The organism is Streptomyces sp. NPDC001852 (genome assembly GCF_042891825.1).
Taxonomy (GTDB): Bacteria; Actinomycetota; Actinomycetes; order Streptomycetales; family Streptomycetaceae; genus Streptomyces.
The window spans coordinates 1-17553 of the sequence record NZ_JBIATN010000042.1 but is presented as its reverse complement, the minus strand read 5'-3'; the positions used below and the strand labels follow the sequence as shown (position 1 = coordinate 17553).

Sequence of the window (17553 nt, the reverse complement as noted above, 5' to 3'; positions counted from 1 at the left end):
CACAGCAGCAGTACGTCGTCCGCCGCCGTCCGCGCGCCCTCGTTCAGCCGGAACCACAGGTGCGGGTCGCGGACGAGGGCCTCGGGATCGATCTCGACACGGCCGACCGGGGTGTCCCGCAGCAGGAGCCGCGGCAAGATGCCGTCCAGGCAGCGGACCGTCACCAGCAAGTCCGTCCGCACCCGTCGCTCGCACACCAGCCGGCGCGAGGCCGGCCAGTTCCCGCCGGTGGACACCCGGGCTGGATACAGCACGCCGAAGAGCAGCCCCGCGAGCGCGACCCACAGGGCGGCGCGCCACAGGCGATGCGGCCGGACCCCCGGTCGGTCAGGAACAGCAGGGTGAGCAGCGCGCCGGCGCAGCGGACGGCGCTCCACAACTCCCGCGTCCATTCCAGGTCGGTCGCCGCCTCACCTGACTCATCGGGGCGTCCCCTGGAGCGGACGGTAACGACCTGCGGAATCGGAACCGCGGACTTTGACACGGCTCTGACGCCGGACAGCCGTCAAGATCGCGTCAAGGTCGGGCGGTTGGGCGCGAAGATGCCGCAAGGAACGGTCGGCCGCGGCGGGAAACGGCCGGAACCTGGGTGCACCCGCGTGCTCGGACCTTCGCGCGCGGCCGAACGAAGAGGGAGCACGCGCCCATGTCCGTTGTGACCACCGAGCAGCCGGATGCCGTCCCCGCCGGCGAGGAACCGCCCGACACCGAGGAACGGCACCGGCTGACCGCGGTCACGGGGCTCGCGGCGCTGTCGCTGGACGCGATGGCGTCGGTGGCGTACGGGCCGGAGGCCATCGTCCTCGTGCTGGCCGCCGCGGGCGCCCACGGCCTCGGCTTCACGATGCCGGTGACCTTGGCCATCGCGACCCTGCTGGCGGTGCTGGTGGCCTCCTACCGGCAGGTGATCGCCGCCTTCCCGGACGGCGGCGGCTCGTACGCCGTGGCGAAGACGCACCTGGGCGCGCGCACCAGCCTGGTGGCCGCGGCCTCGCTGGTGCTGGACTACGTACTCAACGTGGCGGTCGCCGTCACGGCAGGCGTGGCGGCCCTCACCTCCGCCTTCCCCTCCCTGTACGGCGACCGGCTGTGGCTGTGCCTGGCGGTGCTCGCGCTGATCACGGGCGTCAATCTGCGCGGGATCGTGGAGTCGGCGAAGGCGTTCATCGTGCCGACGGTCGTGTTCGTCGACTCGATCTTCGTGCTGATCGGCGTCGGCCTGTTCCGCTCCCACCCCGTGAGCACGGTGACCGCGGCCGGGCACGCCTCGGTCCTCGCGGACAACGCCTCCACGGTGGGGGCGCTGCTCCTGCTGAAGGCATTTGCCTCCGGTTGTGCGGCGCTGACCGGCGTGGAGGCCATCGCCAACGCCGTCCCCTCGTTCCGGGTCCCTCGCGTGAAGCGCGCTCAGCGTGCGGAGGTCGCCCTGGGCGCCGTCCTGGGCCTGATGCTGATCGGCCTGTCGGTGCTGATCGGCCGCTTCCATCTGCAGCCGGTCGAGGGTGTCACGGTCCTCGCCCAGCTCGCGGACGCCTCCCTCGGCCACAACTGGGCTTTCTACGTCATCCAGTTCGCGACGATGCTGCTGCTGGCGCTCTCCGCGAACACCTCGTTCGGCGGGCTGCCGGTGCTGCTGAAGCTGCTCGCCCGTGACAACTACGCACCGCATGTGTTCGCGTTGAAGGCCGACCGCCAGGTGCACCGGCACGGTGTCCTCGCGCTGGCCGTCGTCTCCGCCGCGCTGCTGTTGTTCTCCGGCGGCGACACCAACACCCTGGTGCCGATGTTCGCCATCGGGGTCTTCGTCGGCTTCACGATCGCCCAGGTGGGCATGGTCCGGCACTGGCGGATCGAAAAGGGCCCCGGCTGGCGCGGGAAGGCGCTGCTGAACGGCTTCGGGGCCGTGCTCACGGGTGTCGCGACCGTTGTCGTCACCGCGAGTAAATTCATGGACGGCGCCTGGCTGATCGTCATCGCTCTGCCGCTGCTGGTGGCCGCCTTCGAGATCGTGCACCGCGCCTATCGCAGGATCGGCGAGCGGCTCGGCCTCGGCCGTGTTCCGGAGGTCCCGCACCGCCAGCGGTCGCTGGTGATCGTCCCGGTGTCCACGCTGTCCCGGCTGACCTCGGAGGCGCTGACCGCGGCTGCCTCCCTCGGGGACGAGGTCCGCGCGGTGACCGTGTGCTATCCGGACCCCGAAGACCGGTCGCAACTGCACGTCCTGGAGCGTTCCTGGGCGGAGTGGGAGCCCGGGGTCGAGCTGGTACGGCTGGCGTGCGAGCGGCGCAGCCTCGGCCGTCCCATCGCCGCCTACGTGCGCGAGGTCACCGCCGCAGAACCGGCCACACGGGTCACCGTGCTGATCCCGGAGGCCGAGCCCGAGCGGCTTTGGCAGCGGCTGCTGCAGAACCAGCGGGGCGCCGTCGTCGCGCACGCCGTGCGCCGGGAGACGGACGCCGTGATCTGTCGACTGCGCTTCCGGCTGTGAGCCAGGTCACCCACTCTGACAGCCGCCCACTGACCGGTAGGAGTCAGGAGTCGTAAGAGTCCCGTCAAAGGTGCTGGGTCCGCCGTATGAGGGCCGTCAACGGGCGACCAGAACCGGCCAGAGAGGCGCTTTCCTCTTACACGTCCGTTTCAACCGAACCTCACTCCAGGAGTTAGCGATGGCCGATCTGGCCTTCGTCGTCACCGTGCTCGCGGGTTTCGCGCTGGTGGCCCTCGTCGCCAAGGGGGTGACGAAGCTGTGACCGCCGAGAACATCGTCGGCCTCGTCGTGGCCGTCGCCCTGCTGGGCTATCTCGTCCTCGCCCTGATCTTCCCGGAGAGGTTCTGAGACAAGACATGGGACCCGTACTTGCAGGCGTGCTCCAACTGCTCGCCCTGATAGGCGCGTTGGCGCTCGTTTATGTCCCCGTCGGCAACTACATGGCCAAGGTCTACTCCTCCAGCAGGCATCTGCGGGTGGAGAAGTGGATCTACAAGGCCATCGGTGCCAACCCTGACACCGAGATGACCTGGCCCGCGTATCTGCGCGGTGTGCTGGCCTTCTCGGCCGTCAGCGTGCTGTTCCTGTACCTGCTGCAGCGGCTGCAGGGCGTCCTGCCCGGCTCACTGCACTTCTCCTCGGTCAACCCGGCGCAGTCGTTCAACACGGCCGTGTCCTTCGTGACCAACACCAACTGGCAGTCGTACTACGGCGAGCAGACCATGGGGCACGTCGTGCAGACCGCCGGTCTGGCCGTGCAGAACTTCCTCTCGGCGGCCGTCGGCATCGCCGTGGCGGTGGCTCTCGTTCGGGGGTTCGCCCGCTCGCGCACCGGTGAACTGGGCAACTTCTGGTCAGACCTCGTGCGCGGCACGCTGCGCATCCTGGTGCCGATGTCGGTCGTCGCCGCGGTGATCCTCGTCGCGTGCGGTGCCATCCAGAACTTCTCCGGCATCCACGAGGTCGGCCAGTTCATGGGCGGCTCGCAGCAGTGGAACGGCGGCGCGGTCGCCTCGCAGGAGGCCATCAAGGAGATCGGCACCAACGGAGGCGGCTACTTCAACGCCAACTCCGCCCACCCCTTCGAGAACCCGACGCCTTTCACCAACCTCTTCGAGATCTTCCTGATCCTCGTCATCCCCTTCTCCCTGACCCGCACCTTCGGCGTGATGGTCGGCAACGTGAAGCAGGGTTACGCGATCCTCGCCACGATGTTCACCATCTGGCTCGGCTTCACCGCGCTGATGATGTGGACCGAGTTCGCCCACCACGGTCCGGCGCTGCAGGCGGCGGGCGGGGCGATGGAGGGCAAGGAGGTCCGCTTCGGCGTCGGCGGCTCGTCGATCTTCGCGGTGGCGACCACGCTCACCTCGACCGGTGCGGTGGACTCCTTCCACTCCTCCTTCACCGGTCTGGGCGGCGGCATCACGATGCTGAGCATGATGCTGGGCGAGATCGCGCCCGGCGGCACCGGCTCCGGCCTGTACGGCATCCTGATCATGGCCGTGATCGCGGTGTTCATCGCCGGTCTGATGGTCGGCCGTACGCCCGAGTACCTGGGCAAGAAGATCGGCGGCCGCGAGATGAAGCTCGCCGCCTGCTACATCCTCATCACCCCCGCCCTGGTGCTGGTGTTCACGGCCGCCTCGATGGCCCTGCCGACCCCGCCGCACTCGATGCTCAACTCCGGCGCGCATGGGTTCTCCGAGGTGCTGTATGCGTTCACGTCGGCGGCGAACAACAACGGTTCGGCCTTCGCCGGTCTGAACGCGAACACCGACTGGTACAACACCATGACCGGACTCGCGATGCTGCTCGGCCGCTTCCTGCCCATGATCTTCGTCCTGGCGCTGGCCGGCTCGCTCGCCGAGCAGACGCCGGTCCCGGTGACCGCGGGCACCCTGCGCACCGAGAAGCCGCTGTTCACCGGGCTGCTGGTGGGCGCGATCCTGATCATCACCGGTCTGACGTACTTCCCGGCCCTCGCGCTGGGCCCGCTCGCCGAGGGGCTGGCGTCATGACCACCCGAACGGAAAACCACGAGGACGCGATGTCCACACCCACCCTTGCGCCCCACCAGGACGCACCCACCGGGCACAAGCCCGTCGAGGGCCGTGTCGGAGCGGGCCTCTTCGACCCCAAGGCGCTGCTCAAGTCGCTGCCGGACGCGTTCCGCAAGCTGGACCCGCGGGTGATGGTCAAGTCGCCCGTGATGTTCGTGGTGTGGATCGGCTCCGTCCTGACCACGGTGTTCTCCTTCCAGCACGCGAGTGACTGGTTCGGCTGGACGATCAGTGTCTGGCTGTGGCTGACGGTGATCTTCGCCAACCTGGCGGAGGCGGTCGCCGAGGGCCGCGGCAAAGCGCAGGCCGACACCCTGCGCAAGGCCAAGACCGACACCGTCGCCCGCCGGCTGCTCACCGACGGCACGTCGGAGGAGCAGGTCCCCGGCACCGCGCTGACCATCGGCGACCTGGTCGTCTGCGAGGCCGGCGACATCATCCCCGGTGACGGTGACGTCGTAGAGGGCGTCGCCTCCGTGGACGAGTCGGCGATCACCGGCGAGTCCGCCCCGGTCATCCGCGAGTCCGGCGGCGACCGGTCCGCGGTCACGGGCGGTACGAAGGTGCTGTCCGACCGGATCGTCATCAAGATCACGACGAAGCCCGGCGAGACCTTCATCGACCGGATGATCAACCTGGTCGAGGGCGCGGCCCGGCAGAAGACGCCCAACGAGATCGCGCTGAACATCCTGCTGGCCTCGCTGACCATCGTCTTCCTGCTGGCCTGCGCCACCCTGCCGCCGCTCGCCGACTACGCGGGCACGCACCTGACCATGGTCGTGCTGGTGGCCCTGCTGGTCTGTCTGATCCCGACCACCATCGGTGCCCTGCTCTCCGCGATCGGCATCGCCGGCATGGACCGGCTGGTCCAGCGCAATGTGCTGGCCATGTCCGGGCGCGCGGTCGAGGCCGCCGGTGACGTCTCCACACTGCTGCTGGACAAGACCGGCACCATCACCCTCGGCAACCGCCAGGCCGTCGAGTTCGTACCGGTCCAGGGCACCACCGAGGCGGAGGTCGCCGACGCGGCCCAACTGTCGTCCCTCGCGGACGAGACCCCCGAGGGCCGCTCCATCGTCGTCCTCGCGAAGGAGAAGTACGGGCTGCGGGAGCGTCACCAGGGCGAGCTGGCCGGCGCGGAGTGGATCGAGTTCACCGCCCAGACCCGTATGTCGGGCGTGGACGTCGACGGACGGAAGATCCGCAAGGGCGCCACCGCCTCCGTCATCGCCTGGGTGAAGGAACGGGGCGGCGAAGTCGCCTCGGACGCCCAGCAGTTGACCGACCGGATCTCCGAGGCCGGTGGCACTCCGCTGCTCGTCGCGGTCGAGGACGAGCAGGGCGCCCGCGTCCTGGGCGTCATCCACCTCAAGGACGTCGTCAAGGAGGGCATGCGGGAGCGGTTCGAGGAGCTGCGCCGCATGGGCATCAAGACGGTCATGATCACGGGTGACAACCCGCTGACCGCGAAGGCGATCGCCGAGGAGGCGGGCGTCGACGACTACCTCGCCGAGGCGACTCCCGAGGACAAGATGGCCCTCATCAAGCGGGAGCAGGCTGGCGGCAAGCTCGTCGCGATGACCGGTGACGGTACGAACGACGCGCCCGCGCTCGCCCAGGCGGACGTCGGCGTGGCGATGAACACCGGCACGTCGGCCGCCAAGGAGGCCGGCAACATGGTCGACCTCGACTCCAACCCGACCAAGCTGATCGAGATCGTGGAGATCGGCAAGCAACTCCTGATCACGCGCGGTGCGTTGACGACGTTCTCCATCGCCAACGACGTCGCCAAGTACTTCGCGATCATCCCGGCGCTGTTCGCGGCGGTCTACCCGGGCCTGGACAAGCTCAACATCATGCACCTGTCCAGCCCGAACTCCGCGATCCTGTCGGCCGTCATCTTCAACGCGCTGATCATCGTCGCGCTGGTGCCGCTGTCCCTGAAGGGCGTGCGCTACCGGCCGATGAGCGCCGACAGGATGCTCCGCCGCAACCTCGGGATCTACGGCATCGGCGGCCTGATCGCGCCGTTCATCGGCATCAAGATCATCGACCTGCTCATCTCCCTCATCCCCGGAATCGGCTGATCGCCATGAACAACTCCGTTACGAACACCGCCCGGTTGCTCGGGGCGGGCCTGCGCGCCCTGCTCGTGCTGACCCTGGTGACCGGCGTCATCTACCCGCTGGTCGTCACCGGCATCGCCCAGGGGCTGTTCCACGACAAGGCGAACGGCTCCGAGATCAAGGCGGACGGCAAGGTCGTCGGCTCGTCCCTCATCGGCCAGTCGTACAACCTGCCGCTGAAGAAGGGCCAGGACACCCCGGACCCGGACCTGAAGTGGTTCCAGGGCCGTCCGGTCAACGGCCTCGGCGCCAACAGCGTCAACACGCAGTACAAGCTGATCCTTTCCGGCGCCACCAACCTGTCCGCAGACAGCGGCGCGGTGAACGGCAAGTGCCCGGACAAGCCCGCCGACAAGACGCTCTGCGCCCAGGTACTCGCCGCCAAGGCCGCTGTCGTCAAGGACAACTCCGTGCCCGGCTACACCGTCAAGCCGGCCGACGTCCCCGCCGATGCCGTCACCTCCTCCGGCTCCGGACTGGACCCGGCCATCTCCCCGGAGTACGCCGAACTCCAGGTGCACCGGGTCGCCGCGGAGAACGGTCTGGCGGTCGCCCAGGTAGAGAAGCTGGTCAAGGAGCACACCCAGGGCCGCACCCTCGGCTTCATCGGCGAGCCGCAGGTGAACGTCCTGGAACTCAACATCGCGCTCAAGGACCTCGTGGCGAAGAAGTGACGGCCTTACGCGATCCACACGGGAGTCGGCGGTCTGGGAGGCATTCCGGGACCGCCGGCTCCCGCAGCCGTGAAGTCGGCCGCCCGGCTTCCCGTGCCCACGGCCCGACGCATGACAGGAGAGGCACACACCCATGACCAGGGTGCTCGTGGTGGAGGACGACCCGCAGCTCGTGCGGGCCCTCGTCATCAACTTGCAGGCACGTCACTACGGTGTGGACGCCGCCCCCGACGGCGCCACGGCCCTGCGGCTCGCCGCCGCGCGCCAGCCCGACGTGGTCCTGCTCGACCTCGGCCTGCCCGACATGGACGGCGTCGACATCATCAAGGCGCTGCGCGGCTGGAGTCGCGTACCGATCATGGTGCTGTCCGCCCGCCAGGCGTCCGACGAGAAGGTCGCCGCGCTCGACGCCGGCGCCGACGACTACGTCACCAAGCCGTTCAGCATGGACGAGCTGCTGGCCCGGCTGCGGGCCGCCGTGCGCCGCACCGAGGACACCCCGCTCGTCCCCGAGACGACTCTGGTCGAGACGGAGCACTTCAGCATCGACCTGTTCGCCAAGAAGGTCCTGCGGGACGGGAAGGACGTCCGGCTGACCCCGACCGAATGGCACCTGCTGGAGATCCTCGTGACCAACCCCGGCCGCCTGATCACGCAGAAGCAGCTGCTCCAGGAGGTCTGGGGCGTCTCGCAGAGCAACAAGACCAACTACCTGCGCGTCTACATGGCCCAGCTCCGCCGCAAACTGGAGACGGACCCCTCCCACCCCCGCTATCTGATCACCGAGCCCGGCATGGGCTATCGCTTCGAAGGATGACATGGCACGCGGCAAGCTCCGGATCTACCTCGGCGCGGCACCCGGCGTCGGCAAGACCTACGCGATGCTGTCCGAGGCCCACCGACGTATCGAGCGGGGCACCGACTGCGTCGTCGCCTTCGTGGAACATCACCACCGGCCGCGCACGGAGGTGATGCTGCACGGCCTGGAGCAGGTGCCCCGCGGACAACTGGAGTACCGGGGCGCCACGTTCGCCGAGATGGACGTCGACGCCGTACTGCGGCGTGCTCCGGCCGTCGCCCTGGTGGACGAACTCGCCCACACCAACGTCCCCGGCTCCCGCAACGCCAAGCGCTGGCAGGACGTGGAGGAACTGCTCGCCGCGGGCATCGACGTCGTCTCGACCGTCAACATCCAGCACCTGGAGTCACTCGGCGATGTGGTCGAGTCGATCACGGGCGTGCGGCAGCGCGAGACGGTCCCGGACGAGGTGGTACGGCGGGCCGACCAGATCGAGCTGGTCGACATGTCGCCGGAGGCGCTGCGCCGCCGGATGGCGCACGGGAACATCTACCAGCCGGACAAGGTCGACGCGGCCCTGTCCAACTACTTCCGCCCCGGAAACCTGACCGCCCTGCGCGAGCTGGCGCTGCTGTGGGTGGCGGACCGGGTCGACGAGTACCTGACCGCCTACCGCAGCGAGCACCGGGTCTCCAAGATCTGGGGCTCCCGGGAGCGGATCGTGGTCGGCCTGACCGGCGGTCCCGAGGGGCGCACCCTGATCCGGCGTGCCGCGCGCCTCGCCGAGAAGGGTGCCGGCGGTGAGGTGCTCGCCGTGTACATAGCCCGCAGCGACGGGCTGACCTCGGCCTCCCCGAAGGAACTGGCCGTACAGCGCACCCTCGTGGAGGACCTGGGCGGCACCTTCCACCACGTGGTCGGCGACGACATACCGGCCGCCCTGCTGGACTTCGCACGCGGCGTCAACGCCACCCAGATCGTCCTGGGCGTCTCGCGCCGACGCAGTTGGCAGTACGTCCTCGGGCCCGGGGTCGGTGCCACGGTGGCCGTGGAGTCCGGTCCGGACCTCGACGTGCACCTCATCACGCACGACGAGGCGGGCAAGGGACGGGGACTGCCGGTGGCGCGCGGCGCCCGCCTCGGCCGCTCCCGGGTCATCTGGGGCTGGGCCGTGGGAGTGCTCGGCCCCGCCGTGCTCACCTGGCTCCTCACCAGTGCCCTACCGGACGTCGGCCTCGCCAACGACATGCTGCTGTTCCTGACGCTGACGGTGGCAGCGGCCCTGCTGGGCGGCCTCTTCCCCGCGTTGGCCTCCGCGGTGGTCGGCTCCCTGCTGCTCAACTGGTACTTCACCCCGCCCGTCCACACCCTGACGATCGCCGACCCGAAGAACATCGTCGCCATCGCGATCTTCGTCGGGGTCGCCGTGTCCGTGGCCTCGGTGGTGGACCTCGCCGCCCGCCGCACCCATCAAGCCGCCCGGCTGCGCGCCGAGTCGGAGATCCTCTCCTTCCTCGCGGGCAACGTCCTGCGCGGTGAAACCACCCTGGAGGCGCTGCTGGAACGGGTGCGGGAAACCTTCGGCATGGAGTCGGTGGCCTTGCTCGAACGGACCGGCGAGACGGGACCCTGGACCCGCGCCGGGAGCGTGGGGCCCCAGCCGGCCGAGGTCCCGGAGGACGCGGACGTCGACGTCCCCGTCGGCGACCACATGGCCCTGTCCCTACGCGGCCGGGTGCTGCCCGCCGCCGACCGCCGGGTGCTGGCCGCGTTCGCCGCGCAGGCCGCCGTCGTCCTGGACCGCCAGCGCCTGCAGCGCGAAGCCGATCGCGCCAAGGAACTGGCCGAGGGCAACCGCATCCGCACCGCTCTGCTCGCCGCCGTCAGCCACGACCTGCGCACCCCGCTCGCGGGGATCAAGGCCGCGGTGACCTCACTCAGGTCGGACGACGTCGAGTGGTCCGAACAGGACCGGGCGGAGCTGCTGCAGTCCATCGAGGAGGGCGCCGACCGGCTCGACCACCTGGTGGGCAACCTGCTGGACATGTCCCGGCTGCAGACCGGCACCGTCACGCCCATCATCCGCGAGAGCGACCTGGACGAGGTCGTGCCCATGGCGCTCGGCGGGGTGCCGGAGGACAGCGTGGACCTGGACATCCCCGAGACCCTGCCCATGGTGTGGGTCGACCGGGGCCTGCTGGAGCGGGCCGTCGCCAACGTCGTCGAGAACGCCGTCAAATACAGTCCGCCGGGGGAGAGGGTGCTGGTGTCCGCGAGCGCCCTGGCCGACCGGGTCGAACTGCGGGTCGTGGACCGCGGGCCCGGTGTTCCGGACGAGGCCAAGAACCGCATCTTCGAGCCCTTCCAGCGGTACGGCGACTCGCCGCGCGGTGTCGGCGTCGGCCTCGGACTCGCGGTCGCCCGCGGCTTCGCCGAGGCCATAGGCGGCACCCTGCACGCCGAGGACACGCCCGGCGGCGGCCTCACCATGGTGCTCGCCGTGCCGACGGCCCCGGCACGGCGTCCGGAGCAGCCGGACCTGCCGGCCACCGCTGCCCACTGAGGACATCAGGCGCCGGGCGGCACGGACTCGAACTCCCGCTGAAGACGCTCCATGTCCAGCGGCAGCCGCAAGGCATTCCTCCGGCGCACGGCTGCCAGAGCTGTCTGCAGCGGCGACGGCGGCACCGCGAGCACGGGGCACGCGGCGCGGGCGAGACAGTAGCGGCTGACCGAAGGCCACAGCGCACGGCGCAGTCGGCCACGACCGCCCGCGCCGACCACGAGGACGTCGCCCTCCCGGCCGGCTGTCCGCACCAGAGCCGGCCCGGGGGCGCCTCGTACGACGAGCGCGTGTCCGGGCAGCCCGGTGTCCGTGCTGCCGAACACGTCGCACAGCGCCTTGAGCAACCGCTCCCGCGCCAGCCGGTCCCACTCCTCGACCATGACGGCCGCGGCCGGGAACCTGCGGGCGGCAGGATCCCCGCCGGGCGGCTCCCAGGCCAGCACCGGCCACAGCTCCGCCCCTCGGCGCCGGGCCTCGTCGGCCGCCCGGCTCATGGCGGTGAGACTGCCCGGCGAGCCGCTCACCCCCACCACGAAACGAGTTGCTGAGGACGGACGGGACTCGGACATCGCTTTCACCGTTCTGCACGCGCCGGCAGCGGCTTCCGGGCCGGCGATCCTTCTCGGAACCGCTTCCATCTCACCTCTGCCCGAGGCTTTCGAACAGTCCGCACGCCCGTTCTTGGCACCCTTCTGACGTCCCGTTCCACGCCCTCTCGCCAGGGCGTCAGCGTCCCGTCAAGGTCGTCCCCATCACCATCAGCATCCCGTCAGGGCAGGTCCGGAACCTGGGAACACCGGGCATACCGTCGAGGGCGAGCCCCGGTCCGCCTCCCCGCGTCCGGGGCACCCAGATCCCACGCTCCTTGCCTATCGGGAGGCACCCCATGGCAGAACTCCGCTACGGCGAAGACCCCGAGCCCTCCGATCCGTCCCCGGCCGGACCCCTGTACGTCCCGGTCCGGCCGGGCCCCTCCGGCTGTGCGGCCCGGCTCTTCCGCACCCCGCTCGGCGACCGCACGGCCGTCGGCTTCACCTCCGCACTCCGGCTGACCGCCATGCTCGGACCCGACCAGGCGTGGATCCGTCTCGCCGAGCCCGCACTGCGGGCGCTGGCAGCCCCGCTCGGGGTCACCACCGTCACGGTGGACCCGCAGTTCACCGCCCCGGCTCCCAGGCCGATGCCCGCGCCGGCACCCGCGTTCGCCGCCTGAAAGGGGAGGCCACGATGACCACGGTTCACGAACCCATCACTGCTGCCGCCGAGTTGGCGGTATGGCCCGCCTCCACCACCGAGCCCCGCCCGGGCGACCTCACCGTGGGCGGCGTACCACTCGCCGAGGCCGCCGAGCGCTTCGGCACCCCCGTCTACCTCCTGGACGAGGCCGAGGTCCGCGACCGCTGCCGCACCTACCGGGACGCCTTCCCCGACGCTGACATCGTGTACGCGGCCAAGGCGTTCCTGTGCCGGGCCATGGCCCACTGGACGGCCGAGGAGGGACTCGGCCTCGACGTCTGCTCCGCCGGTGAACTCGAACTCGCCGTCACCACCGGCTTCCCGGCCGAGCGGATCGTGCTGCACGGCAACGCCAAGTCGCCGCGCGACCTGGACACCGCGCTGCGCCTGGGCGTCGGACGCGTCGTCATCGACAGCCCCTCTGAGATCGCGAGGCTGGCGGCGGCCGTCGGGCCGGACGGGCACCAGAAGGTGATGGTGCGTGTGGTGCCCGGGATCAGCGCCGGCGGACACGAGAAGATCCGCACCGGCACGGACGACCAGAAGTTCGGCCTGTCGATCGCGGACGGCTACGCCCAGCACGCCATCACCCGCATCCTCGACCAGCCCCAGCTCGAACTCACCGGCCTGCACTGCCACCTGGGCTCCCAGATCACGAGTGTCAAGCCGTACCTCGGAGCCGTGCGCCGCCTGGTCGGCCTGATGGCCCGCCTGCACGAGCAGCACGGACTGGTCCTGCCCGAACTCGACCTCGGCGGCGGCCACGGCATCGCCTACCGCCCCGGTGAGCCGGCCCTGGACCTGACGGCGCTGGCCCGCAAGGTCCGCGCGGAACTCGCCGACGCCTGCACGACGGCCGGGCTGCCCGTTCCCCGGCTGATCATCGAGCCGGGCCGGGCCATCGCGGGCCCCGCCGGTATCGCCGTGTACCGCGTCCTGTCCGTGAAGCGGACGGGTGAGTACGTGTTCGTGGCCGTGGACGGCGGCATGAGCGACAACCCGCGCCCGGCCCTGTACGGCGTCCGGTACGCACCCCGCCTGATCGGCCGGCACAGCACGGCGGACCGCGCCCGGGTCACCGTGGTCGGCCGGCACTGCGAGGCGGGGGACACCCTGGCCGCCGACGCGGAACTCCCCGCAGACGTACGCCCCGGAGACCTGCTCGCCGTCCCCGTGGCCGGCGCCTACCACCTGTCCATGGCTTCCGGCTACAACCTGGTCGGCCGCCCGCCGGTGGTCGCCGTGCGCGACGGATCCGCCCGCCTTCTCGTACGCCGCGAATCCCTGGAGGACATCCGCAGCCGTGACGTGGGCCTGTAGCCCCAGATGACTCCCGGGCGGGTCGGTCTTCCCTCACCATGCCGACCGCCCCGCCCGGGCCGTGCAGGGAAGCGCACGCCTGCCTTCCGGCACACACTGACCGGAAGGCACGACCGGGCCCTGCTGAGGTCCCGATGATGTTCGGCCTGGTACGTCGCGAGCTGCACCCGGGCGGCGGCCTCGCGCGGTGCGTCCGGCCCGGCATGGCAGCGGCATGGGGATCTCGGCTGTGACTGCCATCGCGATGCCGTTGTGCGGTCATCCAACCCTGGAAGGCCTGAGCCAGGCGCTTGTAACCATCAGGCGGCGACGAGCTCCTGTTCACGGTCCGGCGTTTTGACCTCGGGCTTCTTGTTCGGCAGCGAGAGCCGGAAGACCTTGCGCCACGCGGAGAACACCTGTTTGGGCAGCGGTCCGGTGACGTACTCCAGCTCGTACTTCTCGAACAGCGCGCGCACCTTCACCGCGACCTCGGCGTACCGGTTGCTCGGCAGGTCCGGGAACAGGTGGTGCTCGATCTGGTGCGACAGGTTGCCGGTCATGAAGTGCATGGCCCTGCTGCCGCTGATGTTCGCCGAGCCCATCATCTGGCGCAGGTACCACTGGCCGCGGGTCTCGCCGTCGATGGACCGGCGCTCGAAGACCTGTACGCCCTCGGGGAAGTGCCCGCACATGATCACCGAGTGGGACCAGATGTTGCGGACCAGGTTCGCGGTGAACGTTGCGGCGAGCGTGGTGAGGAACGAGGGGCCCGACAGCATCGGGTGGAGCACGTAGTCCTTGAGCACCTGCTTGCGGATCTTGCGGCCCACAGCCTTGGCTCGGGCGCGGAACTCCGGGTTGTTGCGGCGGCGCTTGTGCAGGTTCTTGCCGAGCTCCAGGTCGTACGCTGCGATGCCGTACTCGAAGAAGCAGGCGTTGACGAAGTTCCACAGCGGCTGGCCGAGGTGGAACGGGTGCCACTTCTGGTCCTCGTCGACGCGCATGATGCCGTAGCCGAGGTCGTTGTCCTTGCCGATCACGTTGGTGTACGTGTGGTGGAGCTCGTTGTGGGAGTGCTTCCACTGGTCGGCCGGCGAGACGTGATCCCACTCCCAGGTCGTGGAGTGGATCTTCGGGTCTCGCATCCAGTCCCACTGGCCGTGCAGGATGTTGTGGCCGATCTCCATGTTGTCCATGATCTTCGCCACGGACAGCCCGGCGGTGCCGAGCAGCCACGCGGGCGGGAACATCGAGAACAGCAGCACGCCCCTGCTGACCAGCTCGAGTTTGCGCTGCGCCGAGATGACCTTGCGGATGTAGGCGGCGTCCTTCTCGCCGCGGCCGGCGATCACCTCGTCACGGATCGCGTCCAGCTCGCGGCCGAGCTCCTCGATCTGCTCCGCCGTCAGGTGGGCGGTGGGGTCGATGGCGGTCAAGGTGCTCCTACCGTTCGATGTCACAGGGGCCCGCCGCGGCGGACACACAGGTCTGGATGAGGACGCCCGGCTCGGCCTCGGTGATCTCGCCGGTGCGCAGGTCGCGGACGGCGCCCGCCTTGAGCGGCGTGACGCAGCCGAAGCAGATGCCCATGCGGCACCCGGACGGCATGAGTACGCCGGCCTCCTCGCCGATGTCCAGCAACGGCGTGGCGCCGTCCGCGTCGACGGTCTTGCCGGTGGCGCTGAACGTGACCTCGCCACCGTCGCCGGCGACGACGATGCCGGGGCGGAAGCGTTCGGTGTGCAGGCACTCTTGGACGCCGTGTTCGCTCCAGTGCTCTTCGGCGGCGTCGAGCAGGCCCGCGGGTCCGCAGGCCCAGGTCTCGCGCTCGGCCCAGTCGGGCACGAGTTCGTCGAGACGGGCGATGTCGAGCATGCCGTCCGTGTCGGTGTGCACCTCGGTGAGCCGCAGCTTCTTGTCCGCGACCAGGTCGTGCAGTTCGTTGCGGAAGATCACGTCTTGCGGCCGTGGCGCGCAGTGGACCATGACGACGTCGTCGAACTCGGTGTCGCGCAGCATGCCCATCACGGGTGTGATGCCGCTGCCGGCCGTCAGGTAGAGCACCTTGGCGGGCGTGGCCTGCGGCAGCACGAAGTCACCGGTCGCCTGGTCGAGCTGGATCAGCGTGCCCGGTTTCGCCCTGCGGACCAGGTGGTTGCTGACCTTGCCGTCCGGGATCGCCTTCACGGTGATCGTGACGCGGCCGTCCTGACGGTTCGTCGGCGAGGTGAGGGAGTAGGCACGCCACAGGCGCACCCCGTCGACGTCGACCCCGATCCGCACGTACTGACCGGCCGTGTGGCCGCGCCAGCCCCGTCCCGGCCTGATCACGATGGTCGCCGCGTCATCCGTCTCGGGGTGCACGGCCTCGATGCGCCCCCGCAGGTCAGCGCCCGCACGCAGTGGGCTGACCAGGTCGAGGTAGTCCGACGGCAGCAGCGGCGTCGTGACCATCTCCAGCAGTTTCCACGCCCTGCTGCGAAGGGCTGCACTCGTCATGACTCCAGCTTGCTGCGTCTCAGGGCGTAAAGTCCTGACCGTAGGACGTGAATCTGGTAGGTGGAATTGTTCGCAGGGAATAAAAACGTGAGTCGTGTCACCCAGAGAGCCAGCGAACTGGCCCTGGATGAGACGACGGTCACCGCACTTCGGGCCGCACTGAAGACCACCGCCGACGAGGTCGTCCAGGCGATCATCGACGAGGTCCCTCCCTACGCCAACGCCCTTTCGGGCAGCATGGGCGGCACCATCCGCCGAGCCGTTCGCACCGCCCTCGGGCATTACCTGGACCTCGCGAGCGGGAACGCCACGGGCGGCGACGGCGGTGACGCGGCCTACGAGCTGGGCCGCGGCGAGGTGCGCGACGGCCGTTCGATGGACGCCCTGCTCAGCGCCTACCGCGTCGGCGCCCGCGTGGCCTGGCGATGCCTGGCAGCGGGCGCCGTGCCCGCAGGTCTGCCCGCCGCCGAGGTCGCCAAGTTCGCCGAGCTGACCTTCGCCTACATCGACGAGCTCTCCGCCGCGAGCGCCGCGGGCCACGCCGACGAACTGGCCGCCCGGGGCAGGGCCCACGAGCGCCACCTGGAACACCTGGCCCGCGACCTCCTCGCCGGCGCGAGCCCGGACGTGCTGCTGGCCTCTGCTCAACGGGCCGGATGGCAGCCTCCGGTTACGCTGACGGCGGTCCTGCTGCCTGCCGCCCAGGCCCGGCCTGCCTACCGCGCGCTCGACCCGAGCACCCTCGTCCTCGACGATCTGCCGGACGCCACCGGTGTGCTGCTCGTCCCCGATTCCGACCGATCACATCTCTTGCGGCAGCTGACCGACCGCACCGCCGTGGTCGGCCCGGCCCGGCCATGGACTCGTGCGTCCGCCTCGTACGCACGAGCCGTACGCGCGCGCTCCCTCTCCTCTGATATCCGCGACACCGAGGACCACCTGCCCGAGCTGGTGCTGAGCGCCGACGTGGACGCGTTCGCAGACCTGCGTGTCCGAGCCCTCGCACCGTTGCGCACCTTGCCTGTCGCTACCGCACGGCGGCTGGAGGAGACGTTGCGGGCGTGGCTGCTGCACCAGGGCAGGCGGGACGAGGTGGCGGCGGCGCTGTTCGTCCATCCCCAGACAGTCCGGTACCGGATGTCGCAGCTGCGGGAGCTGTTTCCGGATCTCGCATCGCCACACCGGGTCCTTGAACTGACGCTGGCGGTCGGTCTTCGGGCCGGTTGACGCGTACTTCGACCGTCCACGAACTCCCGGCGGATCCCGGCATCGTGCTCGGTGTCCACCTGGACGTCCTTGCAGCAGTCCGGTGCCAGTACCGTCAACGGCAGCCCGTCCCGCCAGGGCGGCACCGTCGAGCCCGGCACCGGCACCGGTGAGCAGGCCGTTTCCAGCTCCGCCTCGGTCACGGCAGTCGTTCCGGTGGCGGACACAGCCAGGGCCTGGACCAACTCCTCCCGCGCGATCACTCGCCGGTCCAGCTCGATCTCCGCGGCCTCCAACACCTCAGCCAACCGCGCCGCTTCCTCCCGCAGACCCTCCACCCGCACGCGGGCAGCCCCTCCAGCATTCCCAGCACCGACACCACCGTGCACCCCTCGTCATGAAGCGCACACAAGACGCCGGATGCCTCCCTCACCCTGAGCGAAACCATGCCTGAACAGCGGAAATCAAGGGATCACGTTCGGTTGAGATACAGCTTCTTAGCTTGGCGTTTATCCTCGGCGGGCTTGGTGTTCCTTGATTGACTCGGCGCGTTTGAGCGTCTTGCCGACGTCGTGGTGCCTGGCCCGGTGTTTG

At 69.9% G+C, this 17553-nt stretch carries 13 protein-coding genes; 10 read left to right on the top strand and 3 right to left on the bottom strand.

Annotated features, from left to right (window positions below; translation table 11 throughout):
* Positions 1-646: 646 nt before the first annotated feature.
* The 7 genes from ACFYZB_RS41985 to ACFYZB_RS41955 all read left to right on the top strand — a co-directional run bounded on the left by ACFYZB_RS41985 (position 647) and on the right by ACFYZB_RS41955 (position 10713).
* Positions 647-2488 carry an APC family permease gene (locus ACFYZB_RS41985; protein WP_388767153.1) on the top strand — a complete coding sequence of 614 codons (1842 nt, stop codon included), beginning with the start codon at positions 647-649 and terminating at the stop codon, positions 2486-2488.
* A 258-nt stretch (positions 2489-2746) separates the two neighbouring features.
* Complete coding sequence (gene kdpF, locus ACFYZB_RS41980) at positions 2747-2836, top strand: K(+)-transporting ATPase subunit F (RefSeq protein ID WP_016434100.1); 90 nt, start codon at positions 2747-2749, stop codon at positions 2834-2836.
* Positions 2837-2844: 8 nt separating this feature from the next.
* On the top strand, positions 2845-4509 hold the full coding sequence (kdpA, locus tag ACFYZB_RS41975) for a potassium-transporting ATPase subunit KdpA (RefSeq protein ID WP_388767152.1): 1665 nt from the start codon (positions 2845-2847) through the stop codon (positions 4507-4509).
* Positions 4506-6638, top strand: coding sequence for a potassium-transporting ATPase subunit KdpB (gene kdpB / locus ACFYZB_RS41970; RefSeq protein WP_388767151.1), 2133 nt, complete (start codon positions 4506-4508; stop codon positions 6636-6638). Before kdpA ends, kdpB begins: the two co-directional genes overlap by 4 nt.
* Before the next feature lie 5 nt (positions 6639-6643).
* The gene (locus ACFYZB_RS41965) at positions 6644-7351 is read left to right on the top strand and encodes a potassium-transporting ATPase subunit C (RefSeq protein ID WP_388767150.1); all 708 of its coding nucleotides are present in this window, start codon (positions 6644-6646) and stop codon (positions 7349-7351) included.
* A 133-nt stretch (positions 7352-7484) separates the two neighbouring features.
* Positions 7485-8168 (top strand): response regulator, encoded by a 684-nt coding sequence (locus tag ACFYZB_RS41960; protein ID WP_388767149.1) that lies wholly within the window; start codon positions 7485-7487, stop codon positions 8166-8168.
* A gap of 1 nt (position 8169) precedes the next feature.
* Entirely contained in the window at positions 8170-10713 is a 2544-nt protein-coding gene (locus tag ACFYZB_RS41955; RefSeq protein ID WP_388767148.1) for a DUF4118 domain-containing protein, read from the top strand.
* Positions 10714-10718: 5 nt separating this feature from the next.
* Here ACFYZB_RS41955 and ACFYZB_RS41950 read toward each other — a convergent pair whose 3' ends face one another.
* Entirely contained in the window at positions 10719-11285 is a 567-nt protein-coding gene (locus tag ACFYZB_RS41950) for a universal stress protein (protein WP_388767147.1), read from the bottom strand.
* Between the two features lie 317 nt (positions 11286-11602).
* Here ACFYZB_RS41950 and ACFYZB_RS41945 point away from each other — a divergent pair, with 317 nt between their 5' ends.
* A complete protein-coding gene (locus ACFYZB_RS41945) occupies positions 11603-11929 on the top strand; it encodes an SAV_915 family protein (RefSeq protein WP_388767146.1) in 327 nt (108 codons plus the stop codon).
* 14 nt (positions 11930-11943) lie between these two features.
* Positions 11944-13272: a diaminopimelate decarboxylase gene (gene lysA, locus ACFYZB_RS41940; protein ID WP_388767145.1), complete on the top strand. Its 1329-nt coding sequence runs from the start codon at positions 11944-11946 to the stop codon at positions 13270-13272.
* A 299-nt stretch (positions 13273-13571) separates the two neighbouring features.
* Here lysA and ACFYZB_RS41935 read toward each other — a convergent pair whose 3' ends face one another.
* Together ACFYZB_RS41935 and ACFYZB_RS41930 are read right to left on the bottom strand one after the other, a co-directional pair.
* Positions 13572-14690: a fatty acid desaturase family protein gene (locus ACFYZB_RS41935; RefSeq protein ID WP_388767144.1), complete on the bottom strand. Its 1119-nt coding sequence runs from the start codon at positions 14688-14690 to the stop codon at positions 13572-13574.
* A gap of 7 nt (positions 14691-14697) precedes the next feature.
* A complete protein-coding gene (locus ACFYZB_RS41930; protein WP_388767143.1) occupies positions 14698-15753 on the bottom strand; it encodes a ferredoxin reductase in 1056 nt (351 codons plus the stop codon).
* Between the two features lie 87 nt (positions 15754-15840).
* On the opposite strand from ACFYZB_RS41930, the gene ACFYZB_RS41925 reads away from it, so the two are divergent.
* On the top strand, positions 15841-16980 hold the full coding sequence (locus tag ACFYZB_RS41925) for a PucR family transcriptional regulator (protein WP_388767142.1): 1140 nt from the start codon (positions 15841-15843) through the stop codon (positions 16978-16980).
* Positions 16981-17553: the final 573 nt, after the last annotated feature.